The 16,164-nt window shown below is 71.3% G+C and carries 16 protein-coding genes; 12 read left to right on the forward strand and 4 right to left on the reverse strand.

Annotation, left to right across the window (positions count from 1 at the left end; translation table 11 throughout):
• Nucleotides 1-11: 11 nt before the first annotated feature.
• On the forward strand, nt 12-2,717 hold the full coding sequence (locus BA062_RS40950) for a helix-turn-helix transcriptional regulator (protein WP_110333978.1): 2,706 nt from the start codon (nt 12-14) through the stop codon (nt 2,715-2,717).
• A 29-nt stretch (nt 2,718-2,746) separates the two neighbouring features.
• Entirely contained in the window at nt 2,747-3,766 is a 1,020-nt protein-coding gene (locus tag BA062_RS00325; RefSeq protein ID WP_110333979.1) for a hypothetical protein, read from the forward strand.
• Here BA062_RS00325 and BA062_RS00330 read toward each other — a convergent pair.
• Nucleotides 3,708-4,178 carry an SPW repeat domain-containing protein gene (locus BA062_RS00330; protein ID WP_110333980.1) on the reverse strand — a complete coding sequence of 157 codons (471 nt, stop codon included), beginning with the start codon at nt 4,176-4,178 and terminating at the stop codon, nt 3,708-3,710. The two genes, BA062_RS00325 and BA062_RS00330, sit on opposite strands and share 59 nt — an antisense overlap.
• Nucleotides 4,179-4,458: 280 nt before the next feature.
• Between BA062_RS00330 and BA062_RS00335 the strand changes: the two genes are divergently transcribed.
• From BA062_RS00335 to BA062_RS00370, 8 genes are all read left to right on the forward strand, one after another.
• Nucleotides 4,459-5,352, forward strand: a complete 894-nt coding sequence (locus BA062_RS00335; protein ID WP_110333981.1) for a trypsin-like serine peptidase — start codon at nt 4,459-4,461, stop codon at nt 5,350-5,352.
• A 132-nt stretch (nt 5,353-5,484) separates the two neighbouring features.
• On the forward strand, nt 5,485-5,748 hold the full coding sequence (locus BA062_RS00340) for a hypothetical protein (protein ID WP_110333982.1): 264 nt from the start codon (nt 5,485-5,487) through the stop codon (nt 5,746-5,748).
• Entirely contained in the window at nt 5,745-5,990 is a 246-nt protein-coding gene (locus BA062_RS00345) for a hypothetical protein (protein ID WP_110333983.1), read from the forward strand. Before BA062_RS00340 ends, BA062_RS00345 begins: the two co-directional genes overlap by 4 nt.
• Before the next feature lie 93 nt (nt 5,991-6,083).
• Nucleotides 6,084-7,433 (forward strand): extracellular solute-binding protein, encoded by a 1,350-nt coding sequence (locus BA062_RS00350; protein WP_110333984.1) that lies wholly within the window; start codon nt 6,084-6,086, stop codon nt 7,431-7,433.
• Entirely contained in the window at nt 7,430-8,419 is a 990-nt protein-coding gene (locus BA062_RS00355) for a carbohydrate ABC transporter permease (RefSeq protein ID WP_110333985.1), read from the forward strand. Before BA062_RS00350 ends, BA062_RS00355 begins: the two co-directional genes overlap by 4 nt.
• Complete coding sequence (locus BA062_RS00360; protein WP_110333986.1) at nt 8,416-9,252, forward strand: sugar ABC transporter permease; 837 nt, start codon at nt 8,416-8,418, stop codon at nt 9,250-9,252. The genes BA062_RS00355 and BA062_RS00360 overlap by 4 nt, the downstream gene beginning before the upstream one ends.
• 17 nt (nt 9,253-9,269) lie before the next feature.
• A complete protein-coding gene (locus tag BA062_RS00365; RefSeq protein ID WP_110333987.1) occupies nt 9,270-10,847 on the forward strand; it encodes a glycoside hydrolase family 13 protein in 1,578 nt (525 codons plus the stop codon).
• On the forward strand, nt 10,837-11,901 hold the full coding sequence (locus tag BA062_RS00370) for a LacI family DNA-binding transcriptional regulator (RefSeq protein WP_110333988.1): 1,065 nt from the start codon (nt 10,837-10,839) through the stop codon (nt 11,899-11,901). Before BA062_RS00365 ends, BA062_RS00370 begins: the two co-directional genes overlap by 11 nt.
• Here BA062_RS00370 and BA062_RS00375 read toward each other — a convergent pair.
• Together BA062_RS00375 and BA062_RS00380 are read right to left on the reverse strand one after the other, a co-directional pair.
• Complete coding sequence (locus BA062_RS00375) at nt 11,882-12,331, reverse strand: DUF6328 family protein (RefSeq protein ID WP_110333989.1); 450 nt, start codon at nt 12,329-12,331, stop codon at nt 11,882-11,884. The two genes, BA062_RS00370 and BA062_RS00375, sit on opposite strands and share 20 nt — an antisense overlap.
• Nucleotides 12,328-13,263 (reverse strand): DMT family transporter, encoded by a 936-nt coding sequence (locus tag BA062_RS00380; RefSeq protein WP_110333990.1) that lies wholly within the window; start codon nt 13,261-13,263, stop codon nt 12,328-12,330. The genes BA062_RS00375 and BA062_RS00380 overlap by 4 nt, the downstream gene beginning before the upstream one ends.
• Before the next feature lie 104 nt (nt 13,264-13,367).
• Between BA062_RS00380 and BA062_RS00385 the strand changes: the two genes are divergently transcribed.
• Both BA062_RS00385 and dusB read left to right on the forward strand, forming a co-directional pair.
• Complete coding sequence (locus tag BA062_RS00385) at nt 13,368-13,946, forward strand: superoxide dismutase family protein (protein ID WP_110333991.1); 579 nt, start codon at nt 13,368-13,370, stop codon at nt 13,944-13,946.
• 274 nt (nt 13,947-14,220) lie between these two features.
• Nucleotides 14,221-15,369: a tRNA dihydrouridine synthase DusB gene (gene dusB / locus BA062_RS00390; RefSeq protein ID WP_210406718.1), complete on the forward strand. Its 1,149-nt coding sequence runs from the start codon at nt 14,221-14,223 to the stop codon at nt 15,367-15,369.
• On the opposite strand, the gene BA062_RS00395 is transcribed toward dusB, so the two are convergent.
• Entirely contained in the window at nt 15,358-16,128 is a 771-nt protein-coding gene (locus BA062_RS00395; RefSeq protein ID WP_110333993.1) for an alpha/beta fold hydrolase, read from the reverse strand. The genes dusB and BA062_RS00395 overlap by 12 nt on opposite strands.
• Nucleotides 16,129-16,164 lie beyond the last annotated feature (36 nt).

Genomic DNA, 16,164 nt, shown 5'->3' on the forward strand with positions numbered 1-16,164 from the left:
CGCTGGGGCGCATGACGTTGACGGCGACCTCCGCACTGTTCGGCCGCACCAGCGAAACCGCTCTGCTCGGCGGGCACCTCGACGATGCCCGCGCCGGGCGCAGCACGGCGCTCGTCGTCCGCGGCGAGGCCGGCATCGGCAAGTCCGCGCTGCTCGGCCAGGCGGCGAGTGCCGCGAGCGACTTCCTCGTGCTGCGCGGCGCGGGTATCGAGACCGAGGCGAAACTGCCCTTCGCGGGCCTACACCTGCTGCTTCGTCCCGTGCTGTCGGAGATCGACGCGCTGCCCGAGGCACACGCGCAGGCCCTCCAATGCGCGCTCGGCACGGGGTCCGGCGAGGCCGCCGGCCGGTTCACCATCGGGCTCGCCGTGCTGGGGCTGCTCACGCGCCTGGCGAGGACACGGCCGGTGCTGTGCGTGGTCGACGACGCGCACTGGCTCGACGAGGCCTCCACCGACGCGTTGCTGTTCGCCGCACGCAGGCTCGGCACCGAGGGCGTGGTGCTGCTGTTCGCCGCCCGCGACCTGCACGCGCCGCCGTTTCCGGCACCGGGCGTCGCCGAGCTGCGGCTCGGTGGCCTCTCGCCGGAAGCGGTGGACGAGCTGCTCACCGAGCGGGCGGGCGACCTGCCGAGGCACGTCCGCGACCGGATCGCCGGGGAGGCGTGCGGCAACCCGCTCGCGCTGCTGGAGCTCGCGGCGGCCCAGCGCGAGGGCCGCGCCACGGAGTCGCCGTACGACGTGGCGAAACTGCCCACTCACAGCAAGATCCAGCACACGTTCGCCGACCGGATCGCGGCGTTGCCGGAGAGCACGCGGACGCTGCTGCTCGTCGCCGCCGCCGACGGCACGTGCGACACGGGCACCGTCCTCGCCGCCGCGGGCCTGCTCGGCGCGTCCGCCGACGACCTGCACGTCGCCGAGGACGCCGAGCTGCTCATGTTCACCGACAACTGCATCGGCTTCCGGCACCCGCTCGCGCGCACGGCGGCGTACCGGACCGCGCCGATGCGGCGGCGGATCGCGGCACATGAGGCGCTCGCGAAGGTGCTCGAGCACCACGGCGACGCCGACCGGCGCGCGTGGCACCTGGCCGCGGCCAGCACCCGGGCCGACGAGTCGGTGGCGAGCGCGCTGGAAAGCAGTGCCGAGCACGCGCGCGCCAGGGGCGGGTACAGCGCGGTCGCGGCGGCGTACGAGCGGGCGGCCGACCTCAGTCCCGACCGCCGCGAGCGGGGCAGGCGCCTCACCGCGGCGGCCCGCGCGGCGGCCGACGCGGGCCAGCTCGACCGGGCCTGTTCGCTGGTCCGGCGTGCCGCGGCGGAGCTGACCGACCCCGTCGAGAGCGCGTGGCCCGCGTTGATCGACGCGACGCTCGCGGAGGACTTCGCCCGGCCGGCCGAGGCCCAGCAGATTCTCGTGGACACGGCCGGGTCCGTGGCGCAGCGGGAACCGGAGATGGCGAGCAAGCTGCTGTTCTGGGCCGCGGCCTCGGCGCTCGCTGCCGGTGACGCGAGCGCGGCCGCCAGTGCGGCGGACACGGCGGAGGCGCTCCGGCTGCCCGAGTCCCGAGGGGCCCGCGCCCTCGCGACCGTCGCGAACGGAGCCGTGCCCGACGCCATGCGGGCGCTGCGTCAGGTGCTCGACAACGCGGAACTGCCGCTCGGCTGCACCGACCAGCCGCTCGCCTTGCGCGGGCGGACCGCGGTCGCGGGCTGGCACCTCCTGCTCGGCGACCACGCGACGGCACACGAACTCGCGCTGAGCGTCACCAGGGACAGCAGGGGGCAGGCCGCGGCCGGGGTGCTGCCCCGGGCACTCGCCGTCGCGGCGCGAGCGGAGCTGCACCTCGGCGACCTCGGTGCCGCGCACGCAAGCGCCACCGAGGGCAGGCGGCTCGCGACCGACATCGGCCAGCACCACAGCGCCGCCGAGCTGGCGGGGGTGCTGGCCACGCTTGCCGCCGTCGAGGGCGACGAGGCGACGACCGCCGAGTTCGCCAGGGAGGCACCGCAGGCACAGGCCGCCGTCGCGCTGAGCCTGCTCGACCTGGGACACGGCAGGCCCGACGCCGCGCTCGACCGGCTCACCGCGCTGGTGCCCGGCCCCGGACGGCTGGAGACCGTGGAGGCCGTGCCGACGATGGTCGAGGCCGCCGTCAGGGCGGGCCGGGCCGGGCAGCTCGGCGACGTTCTCCCGGCCTTCACCGCCTGGGCCGAGGAGAGCGGCCTGCCGTGGGCCCGCGCCGTCGCGCTGCGCTGCCGGGCGCTGATCGGCGAGCCGCGCCTGTTCGCCAAAGCCGTCGAGCTGCACCACGCCGAACCGGGCAGGCCGTTCGAGCGCGCCCGCACGGAACTGCTCCACGGCGAATGGCTGCGCCGGGAACGGCACCCCGCCCAGGCGCGGGCGCTGCTGCGGTCGGCGCTGACGATCTTCGAACGGCTCGGCGCGCGGCCGTGGGCCGAACGCGCCCGCACCGAGCTGCGCGCGACCGGCGAGAGCCTCGGCGCCAAGGCCCACGCACCCGAGCTGGCCCAACGCCTGACGCCGCAGGAGCTGCGCATCGTCCGGCTGGCGGCCGCGGGACTCAGCAACCGCGACATCGGCGCCCGCCTATACCTCAGCCCGAGGACCGTCGGCTACCACCTTTACAAGGCGTACCCGAAGCTCGGCGTCGCCTCGCGGGTCGAGCTGGCCAAACTCGGCCTGGCGAGCTGACGCCGCGCCCGGCGTGCCAAACTGCGCACGTGGAGTACCAACTCACGGCCGAGCTCACCTCACCGGCAGGCGCCCCTGACCTGGACCCGCTCCAGCAGGTCGGCGTCGTGGCGCTGCTGGACACCAGGCTGAGCCGCCTCGCGAGCATCGAAGGACCCGACGGGGTGGAGATCACCCCCGTCGAGCATTCCGTGCACGCCCACCTGGGCGGCGCCAACGTGAGCTGGCTGCTCGACGCGCCCGCGCTGGTGTTCGCCGAGGACGCGACCAGGGCCGTGCTGGAGCAGCTGCTCGAGGAGACCGAGCTGCTCGACGGCTGGCAGGTCAAGCACTGCGCGGTGACCGCGACCGACGACCAGCTCGAGAGCGCGCTGGCCGCCGAGGAGGAGCCGGAGGAAGACCCCGAGCCCGAGCCGCTCACCGAGTACGAGCTGGCCGAGCGCAGGGAGCGCCTGCTGGAGGCCGCCGCCTACGTGCGTGCCTTCGGGCCCGAGGCGTTCGGGCACACCGACGGCGGCGACGTCACCGAGGAGGAGGCGCGTTACGTCGCCGGTGCGATCGCGCACGGCGTCGAGATGCTGATCGACGAGCTGTTCGGTGACATCCAGCTGCTCGAGGACGAGGACACGACGGCGGACGAGGTCGACGCGCTGTGGGCGCTCGACGAGCTGCCGCAGCAGTACGCCGACCGCTACACCGCGCTGTTCGCCAAGCAGTTCCTCGTCGCCACCGCGATCCTGGGGCACCGGCTGACGCAGGCCGAGTGGACGGCGCCGCTGTCGATGGCCGAGGCGCTCGCGCTGCACATCGCCAAGTCACGGGCCGAGCTGGAGCTCGACCTTGCCGAGGTGATGGACGAGGACCGGGTCGCCGAGATCCTCGCGATCTTCGACGACAAGGCCTTCGAGGACGGCGACCACGAGGCCCTTTACGACGGTGGGGGCGCGCCCGACGCCGACGTGATGGCATGGTTCCGGCCCTACGCCCACCTCACCGACGCACAGGCGCTGCACCCGTACCTCGCGGACGAGGGCCCGTCAGCGAACTGACGCCCTCCGCGGCGCGTTGCCGGTAGGTCATGGTCGCGCTGGTGAGGCCGAGTGCGACCAGCGCGACGCCCATGACCAGGTCGTTCACCCTGCCGGGATCCTGGGCCGGGTGGTCGAGCACGAAGGCGGCGACGATGAGCCACGCGCCGAGCGCGGCGCCGGCGAGGCTGAGCCCCGGCAGGTCTCTCGGCGCGATGACGCGGATGAGCGCGAGGGTGCCCGCGATGAGCGCCACCACGACGTCGTTCGTGTCGACCACGGAGGCGCCAGAAGAGCCGTAGTGCAGCGCGAACGGCGCGAAGCCCAGCCACACCGTGCAGAGGAACATGATCGAACTCGGCAGGCTCGGGGTCAGCCTGCCCTCGGTCTCAGGTCCGGTCCAGAAGTGGTTCGCTCGCGCTGTCGTCGGCACTGGTCCGCTCCTCTCCCTGGTCGGCGTGGATCACGCTCCCGGGTGCGCCCGGCCCCCTGATCGCGGGGCCGATCCATACGTTCTTTTGACGCGAGAAGCCGCTCACTCCCGCCTTTTGTCGTACGCCCGCAGGGTGATTTGCCGCTATTGATCGTGAATCCATAACCGAACGCGCGCGCGTTTTCAAGACTGTCCAGCACGTTCGCAGCGGCTTAGCGTTCGTGCCTATCACCGTCAACCCTGCTCGGTGATTTTCACACTATCGAGAGAGATCGAAAACATGAGAAGACCTCTCGTTCGTTCCCTGATCGCGAGCCTTGCCCTGGCGGGCGGATCCGTGGCACTCGCCGGTCCCGCCGTGGCGAGCCCCGCCGTGACCGTGGTCGAGCAAGCCGCGGCGACCACGGAAGCCGCCGAGAATCGGATCGAGGCCTACTGGACGACGGAGCGGATGGAGTCGGCGATTCCCGCCGACGTCAGCCTCGCCGCCGACAAGGCCAGGGTGCCGGCGAAAAAGGTGAGGGCCGCCGCCGTACCCGAAAATCCGCAGCCAAGGCTGGGCAAGGTGTTCTTCACGCTCGGCGGCTCCAACTACGTCTGCTCGGGCACCGCGACGAGCAGCTCCAACGGTGACGTCGTCACCACCGCGGGCCACTGCCTCAACGAAGGCCCCGGCGCGTTCGCCACCAACTTCGCGTTCGTGCCGGCCTACGACCACGGCTCGCGGCCGTACGGCACCTGGACCGCGGAGCGGCTCTACACCACGTCGGCGTGGGCCAACTCGGGCGACTTCGACTACGACGTCGGGTTCGCCGTGATGAACGAGAACGCGAGCGGGCAGAGCCTCACGCAGGTCGTCGGCTCCTACCCGATCGCGTTCAACCTCGCGCGCGGGCTGACCTACACCTCCTACGGCTACCCGGCCGGTCCGCCGTTCGACGGCGAGTCGCTGTACTCGTGCTCGGGCACCGCACGGCAGGACACCGTCGGCGGGTCGCAGGACCAGGGCCTGACGTGTGACATGACCGGCGGCTCGTCGGGCGGCGGCTGGCTCACCAGCGGCAGGATCAACTCGGTGAACAGCTTCAAGTACACCTTCGACCCGTCGACCATGTACGGCCCCTACTTCGACTCCACCATCCAATCCGTCTACAACTCCGCCTCAGCCGCCTAGTGACGCTCCCCAAGGCCACCTTTGTTGCGTTGAACGCAACAAAGGTGGCCTTGGGGGCCGTTTTTCAGCCGCGCAATACGGGCGTAACCGGCAAAACGTAGCCTGCGCTTGCCGTTACGGAAGGGGTCACCGATGCCGGTACGTCGCAGGCTGTTCGCGTTGTTGCTCGCGGCGGCGCTGTCCGCCACACTGCTCACCTCGCCCGCGCAGGCGACAGGCAGGCCGAGGGTCGACGTCGTCGGGCTCGGCGTCGCCGAGGCGCGGGCACTCCTGGAGTCGCGCAGGGTCACCTCCGTCGAGCTCGTGCGCGAGTACCTGAGGCGGATCGACGCTTACGAGAACGCCTACGCCGGCCAGCCCGAGCACCCCGCCCTTGGGTTAGCCCCTCTGCAGTGAAGGCCACCATCACTGCGTTCAACGCAGTGATGGTGGCCTTCACTGCGGTTGGGGTTGCGTACCGGACCTGGGTGCGGCTGTTCGAGCGGCACCGCTACTACTCGTGGATCGTCGACCGCTTCCACCTGTCGGCGCGGGTCTTGCAGGCCCGCGCCGTTCGCGAGGTCGACTTCGGCTGGCTGGAGGAGCGCCTCGGGCCGCTCGGTTTCGCCGTGGTGCTGTGCACGCGCACGACCTCTTGAAAGCGACCGACTGAAAGTTTCTGCAAGTTCTTGCAAGAACCTGCAACTCCTCGCTAACGTTCCGGGCATCCCCCGGTCTCAACGAGGAGAGCCATGAACAGAGCACTCCGTCGCACCTGGTCGACGCGGCAGAACAGACGAGCCCATCGCCGCTTCACGGCACTGACCGCGGTCGCCGCCGTCTCGCTCACGCTCGCCGCGTGCGGCGGCGACGGCGGCTCCGACCAGGCTGACGCGGCCAGGCAGGCCGCCGAGGACCCACAGTCCGTGACCGGCACCGTCACGTGGTGGGACACCTCCGACGCCACCAACGAGGCGCCCGCGTTCAGGGAACTGGTCGAACGCTTCGAGCAGAAGTACCCGAACATCGACGTCGACTACGTCAACGTGCCCTTCGACGGCGCCGACGACAAGTTCAAGACCGCCGCGCAGGCGGGCGACGGCGCACCCGACGTGATGCGCGCCGACGTCGGCTGGACCCCCACCTTCGCCGCCCTCGGCTACCTCCAGCCCCTCGACGGCACGCCCGCGCTCAAGGGCTCCGACGACTACCTGTCCACGCCGATGCGGAGCAACACCTACGAGGGCAAGACCTACGGCGTCCCCGAGGTCACCGACACCCTCGGCCTGCTCTACAACAAGGAGCACTTCGCGAGGGCCGGGATCACCGAACCGCCGAAGACGTGGGACGACCTGCGCACCGCGGCGCGCAAGCTGGAGCAGGCCATTCCCGGCACGACGGGCGTGTTCCTCAACGCCGACGCCTACTTCCTGCTGCCGTTCATCTACGGGCAGGGCGGCGACGTCGTCGACATGCAGAGCCAGCAGATCAGCATCGACAGCCCCGAGGTGACGGCCGCCGTCGAGACCGTGCGGGACCTCACGGCGGAGGGCACCGGGGCCACCGACACGAGCGCCAACAAGTACACGAACATGCTGAACGGCTTCAAGGGGGGCACCACCAGCATGATGATCAACGGCCCGTGGGCGGTGTCGGACGTCCTCACCGGCAAGGCATTCGCCGACCCGGAGAACCTCGGCGTGGCAACGGTTCCCGCCGGGCCGAAGGGGCAGGCGGGCCCGGTCGGCGGGCACAACCTCGTGGTGTACGCGGGCTCGCCGGACCTCGCGGCGTCCTACCTCTTCGTCGAGTTCCTCAACTCCGCCGAAAGCCAGGCGTACGCAGCGGCGCGGAACAACACGATGCCGACGCGCAGGTCCGTGTACGAGCGGCCGGAGATCGCGGACAACCCCGTGATCTCGGCGTTCCAGGAGCCGCTCGAAGGCGCGGCTCCCCGCCCGCCCGCGCCGGGCGCCGGTGACCTCTACGACATCGTCACCCCGTACTACGAACAGATCCTCGGCGGCCAGGTGTCCATTGCGGACGGATTGCGGCAGGCGCAGCAGAAGGCGAAGGGCGCCGTGCCGGGCTTCGAGTCATGACCACCACGACCCTGCCCGCCCCCGCCGAGGCTCCCGCGCCGGTGCCGCCCCGGCGGCGGGTCCGCGGTCTCCTCACCAGGCACTGGTACGCGTGGGCCATGATCGCGCCGGTGGTGCTGGTGCTGGCGGTGCTCGTGCTCTACCCGCTGGCCCACGGCGTGTACCTCTCGCTCACCGACGCGACGGAGATGAACAGCGGCCGCACGATCGGCGTCAACGAGATTCCGGCGACCTACGAGTTCATCGGTCTGGAGAACTACTTCTCCGTGCTTTCGGGCGCCGACGGCGCGTTCTACCCGAGGCTACTGTGGACAGTCCAGTGGACGGTCATCTGCGTCGCGCTGCACTTCACGATCGGCCTCGCGCTCGCGCTGCTGCTCAACCGGGCGCTGCGGATGCGCACGCTGTACCGGATGCTGCTGATCCTGCCGTGGGCGGTGCCGCCGTTCGTCGCCGCGTTCGGCTGGCGGCTCATCCTCAACGACGAGGGCGGTCTGCTCAACGCCGTGCTGAACGTGGTCGGCATCCCCGGCGTCGACTGGCTCGGGCAGCCGCTCGCCGCCAAGGTGTCGGTGATCATGGTCAACGTCTGGCTCGGCGTGCCGTTCATGATGGTGGCCCTGCTCGGCGGGCTGCAGACGGTGCCGAAGGAGCTGTACGAGGCGGCCGAGGTGGACGGCGCGTCGCCGTGGCAGCGGTTCCGCGCCGTGACGCTGCCCGGGCTGCGCCCGGTGTCGGGCACGGTGATCCTGCTCGGCACGATCTGGACGTTCAACCAGTTCCCCGTCATCGCCCTGCTCACCGGCGGCGGGCCGGGCGGCGCGACGAACATCCTCGTCACCGAGGCCTACGAACGGGCGTTCCAGGGTATTCGCGACTACGCGGGCGCCGCGACGTACGGCGCGATCATCGCGTCGATGCTCGTGGTGTTCGCGTTCTCCTACCGCCGCTGGCTGCAGCGGCAGGCGAGCGAGGTGCTGGGATGAGGGCGCGCGACGAACGGAGCAGGCTGGCCTCGACGGGCCTGCACACCGCGCTCGTCGGCGCGAGCGTGATCGCCGTCTTCCCCGTCGCGTGGGTGCTGCTGACCTCGCTCAAGACCGACCGCGACACGTGGGCGCGGCCGGGAGAGCTCGGCACGCTCGGCCTCGGCAACTACGGACAGGTGCTCGGCGACACGCAGTTCCTCACGTGGTTCGGCAACTCGCTGCTCATCGCGACGGGCACCACCCTCATCGGCGTGCTCATCTCGGCGACCGCGGGCTATGCGGCGTCACGCATGCGGTTCCCCGGCCAGCGCCCGCTGATGTGGCTGTTCCTCGTCACGCAGATGTTCCCGGCCGCCGTGCTGATCGTGCCGCTCTACAACGTGCTGTCGGACCTCGGCCTGCTCAACTCCTACGCGGGGCTGATCCTCGCGCAGTGCACGATCGCGGTGCCGTACTGCGCGTGGATGCTCAAGGGCTACTTCGACACGATCCCGGTGTCGATCGACGAGGCGGGCCGCATCGACGGCCTCACCCCGTTCGGCACGTTCTGGCGGCTGATCGTGCCGCTCGCGCGGCCAGGCATCTCGGTGACGGTGTTCTACGCGTTCATCACGGCGTGGGGCGAGGTCGCGTTCGCGAGTGTGTTCATGCAGAGCGAGGACCGCTACCCGTTGCCGGTCGGCATGGCCACGTTCGTCAGTGACTTCAAGGCGGAGTGGGGACTGCTCACCGCGGGCTCGGTGCTGGTGATGGTGCCCGCCGCGGTGGTGTTCTTCCTCGTCCAGCGCCATCTCGTCGCCGGTCTGACGGCCGGCGGAGTCAAGAGCTAACCGGAGAAAGGATCCTCATGGCCCAGCAGTGGTGGCGGAACGCGGCGATCTACCAGGTCTACGTGCGCAGCTTCGCCGACGGCAACGGCGACGGCGTCGGCGACCTCGCCGGGGTGCGCGACCGGCTCGGCCACATCGCCGAGCTGGGCATGGACGCCGTGTGGCTCACGCCGTTCTACGCCTCGCCGATGGCCGACGGCGGGTACGACGTGGCCGACTACCGCGCCGTGGACCCGTTGTTCGGGCAGCTCTCCGACGCCGAGGCGCTGATCGCCGACGCACACGGGCTCGGGCTGCGCGTGATCGTGGATATCGTGCCCAACCACACCTCCTCACAGCATCCGTGGTTCGTGGAGGCGCTCTCCGCGGAGCCCGGATCGCCCGCTCGCGAGCGGTACGTCTTCCGCGAGGGCCGCGACGGCGGGCCGCCCAACGACTGGGAGTCGATGTTCGGCGGTCCGGCGTGGACGCAGGTGGCCGACGGCCAGTGGTACCTGCACCTTTTCGATCCCGGGCAGCCCGACCTCAACTGGCAGCACGCCGAGGTGCACGCGGAGTTCGAGAGCATCCTGCGGTTCTGGCTCGACCGCGGCGTCGACGGCATCCGCATCGACGTCGCGCACGGGCTCGTGAAGGCCGACGGGCTGCCCGACGCAAAATGCACCGACCAGGGCGGGCTGCTCACGGCCGTGGAGCTGCCCTATTTCGACCAGGACGGCGTGCACGAGATCTACCGGGAGTGGCGCAAGATCCTCGACTGCTACCCGGGCGAGCGGATCGGGGTCGCGGAGGCGTGGGTGCGTGGCGCCGACCGGCTCGCGCTGTATCTGCGGCCCGACGAGCTGCACCAGGCATTCAACTTCCACTACGCGCAGGCGGAGTGGTCGGCCCAGCAGTTCCGCACCACGATCGACGACTCGCTCGCCGCCGTCGCGGGCGTGGGTGCCGCGAGCACATGGGTGCTGTCCAACCACGACATCGAACGGCACGTGACCCGTTTCGGCGGCGGGGAACCCGGCGTGCGCAGGGCGCGCGCCGCCGCCCTGCTCACCCTCGCGCTGCCCGGTTCGGCCTACGTCTACCAGGGCGAGGAGCTGGGCCTGCCCGAGGTGACGGACCTGCCGGAGGAGGTCCTGGCCGACCCGAAGTGGGAACGCTCAGGGCACACCGAGCGCGGCCGCGATGGCTGCCGGGTGCCGATCCCGTGGTCGGGCAGCGAGCCGCCGTTCGGGTTCGGGCCGTCGTCGTGGCTGCCGCAGCCGCGGGACTGGGCGGCGCTGACCGTCGAGGCCCAGCGCGGCGACCCGACCTCGACGCTGTCGCTCTACCGGGACGCGCTGCTACTGCGCCGCGATCTTCCCGTGGAGGGCCTGGAGTGGCTGGAGTCGGACCCGGACGTGCTCGCGTTCCGGCGCGGCCCATCGTTCACGTGCACGGTGAACTTCGGCTCCTCGCCGGTCCGGCTGCCGCGACCAGGCCGGTTACTGTTGTCCAGTACGCAGGAGCCCGAGCTGGAAGCGAACGAGCAGACCGTCACGCTGCCGCCGTCGAGCGCGGCGTGGTGGACCGGAGAAGAAGACGCCCATGCGCGATAGAGGTCTCGACGCCGTGCGGCACGCGGACATCGCCGAGCTGGCCAAGGTGAGCGAGGCGACGGTGAGCCGCGTGCTCAACGGCAAGCCGGGTGTCGCCGCGGCGACCCGGCAGGCCGTGCTGACCGCGATGGACCAGCTCGGCTACGAGCGGCCGTCGCGCTCGCGGCAGCGCAGCGCCGGGCTCATCGGCCTGATCATCCCCGAGCTGGACAACCCGATCTTCCCGGCGTTCGCGCAGGTCATCGACCGGACGCTGGCGATGCGCGGGTACACGTCGGTGCTGTGCACGCAGACCCCCGGCGGGGCCACCGAGGACGAGTTCATCGAGACGCTCACCGAGCGGGGCGTCGCCGGGATCGTGTTCGTCTCGGGCCTGCACGCCGACACCACCGCGCGGCACGACCGCTACACCCGGCTGATCGAAAGCGGGCTGCCCGTGGTGTTCCTCAACGGGCACGCGCCGGGCGTGCGGGCGCCCTTCTTCTCCGACGACGACGGCACGGCGGTTCACCTGGCGATCACGCACCTGCGGGAGCTGGGGCACGAGCGGATCGGGCTCGCGGTGGGGCCGCAGCGGTTCGTGCCGGCGCAGCGCAAGGCCGCGGAGTTCCGGCGGCTCATGGCACCGGTGCTCGGCAGCCCCGACGACGCCGACAAGCTCATCGTGCACTCGCTGTTCTCCGTGGAGGGCGGGCATTCGGCGGCGTGGTTCCTGCTCGAACAGGGCTGCACCGCGGTGGTGTGCGGGAGCGACCTGATGGCGCTCGGCGCGATCAGGGTCGCGAGGAAGCGCGGGCTGGTGGTGCCGAGGGACTTCTCGGTGGTCGGCTACGACGACTCGCCGCTGATCGCGTTCACCGACCCGCCGCTCACCACGATCCAGCAGCAGGTGCCCGCGATGGCGACGGCGGCCGTGCGCACGCTGCTCGACGAGATCGCGGGCGCCGAGGTGCCCACCGGTGAGTACCTGTTCCAGCCGGAGCTGATCGTGCGCGGGTCGACGGCGGCGTGTGCGAGCACGGCGCCACCGAGTGTCACAGGCGACGCGGGATGACGAACCACACCACGGTGAACAGCACGCCGACGAGCACCCCGAACACCGCCATGAGCACCGGACCGTAGATCACCTTCGCGATCAGCGCGACCGTGAGGGTCACCGCGATCGACAGGCAGATCAGGCCCGCGATCACCATCCGGTTGCCGACGCGCAGGATCTCGCTGCGCCTGCCCTCGCGGAACAGCATCCGGTGCCAGGCCGCGGGGGCCGTGAGCAGCGCCGTGGCGGCCACGGTGAACAGCACGGTGACGAGGTGGACGGCCTTCTCGAACCCGCTCGCGTCGCGGAACGGCCCGGTGAACGCCACCGCGAGCAGGAAGCCGAAGAGGATCTGCACGCCCGCCTGCGCCACGCGCAGCTCGCCAAGCAGCTCGTTGACGTTGCGCGCGAGCTGCTGGTGCCGGGGCTCGTTCTCGGTGGCACTCATGGCGCGGCACCGGCCGGTTGCGGTTGTACCACCACGGGCTTGCGGCGCACGCGTTCGTGCCAGCCGAGGCCGGTGACGGCGACGATCACCACGCCGAGGCCGAGCCACTGCGTCGGAGAGAGCGTGGCGTCCAAGAAGGACACCCCGAGTACGGCTGCGGTGACGGGGAACGCGAGCTCGGCGAGCGTCGCGCGGGCGGCCGGAGTGGAGCGAAGGCCCACGTAGTACAGGCTCAACGCGAGCAGCCCTGGCACGAACGCCAGCAGCGCGAGTCCCCATGCGTTGTCCCAACTCACCGCGTAAGTATCCCCCTGAACGGCGACGATCAATCCAGCGAACGGAAGTCCAACCGAGAAGCGCAGCGTGGTCACGTCGCGTGAGCTGAGCCTGGCCGAGACGAGCCTGCCGAGCACGGTCCCGGCCGCCCACAGCGCCGCGGCCCCGACGGAGAACAGCGCGGCCTTCGCCGCGGCGATCTCGACGTCCAGCGGGTCGCGGAACGCCAGCAGCCACGCACCGGCCAGCGCGGGAACGGCGAAGAGCAGGTACCCGGCGCGAGTCCGTTCGCCGAGTACGACCCATGCGGCGAGCACCGCGAACACCGGCTGCAGCTTCTGCAGCACCAGGGGCGTCACCGGGTCGCCGACCTGGAAGGCGGCGGTGAACAGCGCGGTGGCGAGGGCGGACGCCCCGCCGCCGATCACGAGCACGGCGACCCACTCGCGCGGGCCGCACCTGGCCAGTGCACGCAGAGCCGAGGGCAGGAGCGGCACGAGCACCACCACGACGAGCAGGTGCTCCCAGAAGACCACGGTGCTCGCGGGCAGTTGCTCGGCGAGCCCCAGCCGCAGCAACCCGTCCGTTCCCCACAGCGCGGCCGCGAGCGCGACCAGCCACGTCCGGTCGGTCCCGGCCCCCTCTGTCGTTGTCACCGGTCCAGGCTACGAGCGCCGCCGATCAGGTGGTCCACACCGTGGGATCACTCGACAGTGTGATCGGGTTGCGACCCGACCCGCGCGCTGGATAAGGACGAGACATGAAACCCCGAATCCCATTCGCCCTGTTCGCCACCACCGGCGCACTCGCGGCCGCCCTGCTCGCCGGGGGCGGCCAGGCCGCGGCGGCGCAGGCCCACCCCGTGGCCACCGCGCACGGCACGTTCGGCCAGTACACCGAGGGCCGCACCGCGTCGACCTACGACCCCGCGCTCGTTCCGGTGGGCGCGAGGGCGGGTGTGTTCTCGCTGTCCGCCCCCGCCGTGGGCACCACCACGAAGCTCGCCGTCAGCGGGCTCGTGCCCGGCAGGCACTACGGCGCGCACGTCCACACCAAGCCGTGCGGCGTCACGGGCACCGACGCGGGCCCGCACTTCCAGCACGTGCAGGACCCGGTGAGCCCGTCGACCGACCCCGCGTACGCCAACCCGGACAACGAGGTCTGGCTCGACTTCACCACCGACGCCCGCGGCACCGGGTTCGCGCTGTCGCACGTGGACTGGTCCTACGGCGAGCGGCGCCCCGCGTCGGTCGTGATCCACGAGCACCACACGTCGAGCGAGCCGGGCGAGGCCGGCGGCGCCGGCGCACGGCTGGCGTGCGTGAACGTGAACTTCTAGACGGCGTCGTAGGCCGCGGGCAGCCGTGTGCCCACGCGGTGCCGCTCCGCCCATCCGGTGAGCGCACGGGTCCGCCGGCCGCCGCGACGACTGCAGTGAAGGCCACCATGCCCGCGCCCACCCGTCTCCCCCCACCACCCAAACGGAGACGCTGCGCGCCGCTGTGTTGATTCAACGCGGTGAAGGTGGCCTTCACTGCGGGTGGACTACCCGAGGCTTCGCTGGTCACGTCGTGCCTGAGCCCGGACCCGAGTGCCGTGGGTCACCAGCGACAATGGAGGGCGTGACCGCCACCCTGAGCAAGCCCGCACTGAAGATCGGCCCCTACGAGGTCGATCCGCCGGTCGTGCTCGCCCCCATGGCGGGCATCACCAACGTCGCCTTTCGCAGGCTCTGCCGCGAGTACGGCGCAGGCCTGTACGTCTGCGAGATGATCACCGCCCGCGCGGTCGTCGAGCGCCACCCCGGCACGATGCACATGATGGCCTTCGACAAGGGCGAGTACCCGAGGTCCATGCAGCTCTACGGCGTCGACCCGAAGACCATGCGCGAGGCCGTCAAGATCATCGTCGGCGAGGGGCTCGCTGACCACATCGACCAGAACTACGGCTGCCCGGTCGCCAAGGTGACCCGCAAGGGCGGCGGCGCGGCACTGCCCTACAAGCGCACGCTGTTCGGCAACATCGTCCGCGCCTCCGTCGAGGCCGCCGAGTCGGCAGGCGTGCCGGTGACCGTCAAGTTCCGTGTCGGTATCGACGACGAGCACCACACCTACCTCGACGCCGGGCGCATCGCCGAGGCCGAGGGCGCCTCGGCCGTCGCGTTGCACGCCCGCACCGCCTCCCAGCGCTACTCGGGGCAGGCCGACTGGTCCCACATCGCGCGCCTCAAGGAGGCCGTCACCACCATCCCCGTGCTGGGCAACGGCGACATCTTCACCGCCGACGACGCACTGCGCATGGTCGCCGAGACCGGCTGCGACGGCGTGGTGGTGGGCCGGGGCTGCCTCGGCAGGCCGTGGTTGTTCGGCGAGCTGGAGGCCGCCTTCGCGGGCAGGCCGGTGCCGCAGGGGCCGAACCTGGGCGAGGTCGCCCGCGTGCTGCGCAGGCATGCGGAACTGCTCGTGGAGCACGACGGCGCGAGCAAGGCCATGCGCGACCTGCGCAAGCACATGGCCTGGTACTTCATGGGCTTCCCGGTCGGCTCGGAGCTGCGGCGCTCTTTCGCGATGGTCAGCAGCCTCGACGAGCTCGACGACCTCATCACGCGCCTCGACCACGACGCGCCGTTCCCCGCCGACGCGCTCGGGCCGAGGGGCCGCCAGGGCTCGCCGGGCAAGGTCACCCTGCCCCACGGCTGGCTCGACGACCCCGACGACCCGTGCGTGCCCGAGGGCGCCGACGTGATGCACTCAGGCGGCTGAGCCGCCCCGCCGGATCGGCATCATCGTCGGCACCGGGTCGCCGGTGAGGAACTCGGCGACGATCGCCGTGCACTGCACGGGCTTCTCCAGCAGCAGCACGTGCGAAGTGCCCGGCACCACCGCCAGCTCCGAGTTCGTGATGCCCCGGTAGAGAGCGATCGTGTGCTCGAGCGTCACGAGGTCGTCGTCACCGGCGAGCACGAGCGTCCGGCAGGCGATCGTGGCCAGGTCGGCCTCGGTGAAGCCGGGTTCCTCCCTCGCGGCCGCGGCGATCTTCTCCACCACCACGGGCAGGTGGTCGACGCCGTCGGGCGACACCTCCGCGTACATCCGCACCAGTTCGGGAGGCAGCTCACCGGCGCCGTCACGCGGGCTGTAGATCATGCCGTCGAGGTCGAACGCTCCGCTGATCAGCACGAGCCGTTCCACCAGGTCCGGCCGCCGCAGCGCGACGGCGAGCGCCACCGACGCCCCCGCGCTGTACCCGGCGAGCCGCGCCTGCCCGCCCACCACCTTCTCCAGGAACGCGATGGTGTCCTCGGCCATCACCGACACCGTGAGCGGGCCTTCGACGTCCGGGGTGTGCCCGTGCCCCCTGCGCTCGGGCAGGTAGACGTGGAAGCGGTCGGCCAGCGTGTCGAGGTTGCCGCCGAACGTCCGCGCGTCACCGAATCCGCCGTGCAGCAGCACCAGCGGCTCCCCGCCGCCGCGCTCGTCGTACCAGGTGCGCACCCCGTCGAGGTCCACGTACTCGGCCATCGTCACCAGCTCCTGTTCCTGCCTGTGCCCTCGTTG

Source organism: Prauserella flavalba (genome assembly GCF_003202235.1).
Lineage (GTDB): Bacteria > Actinomycetota > Actinomycetes > Mycobacteriales > Pseudonocardiaceae > Prauserella_A > Prauserella_A flavalba.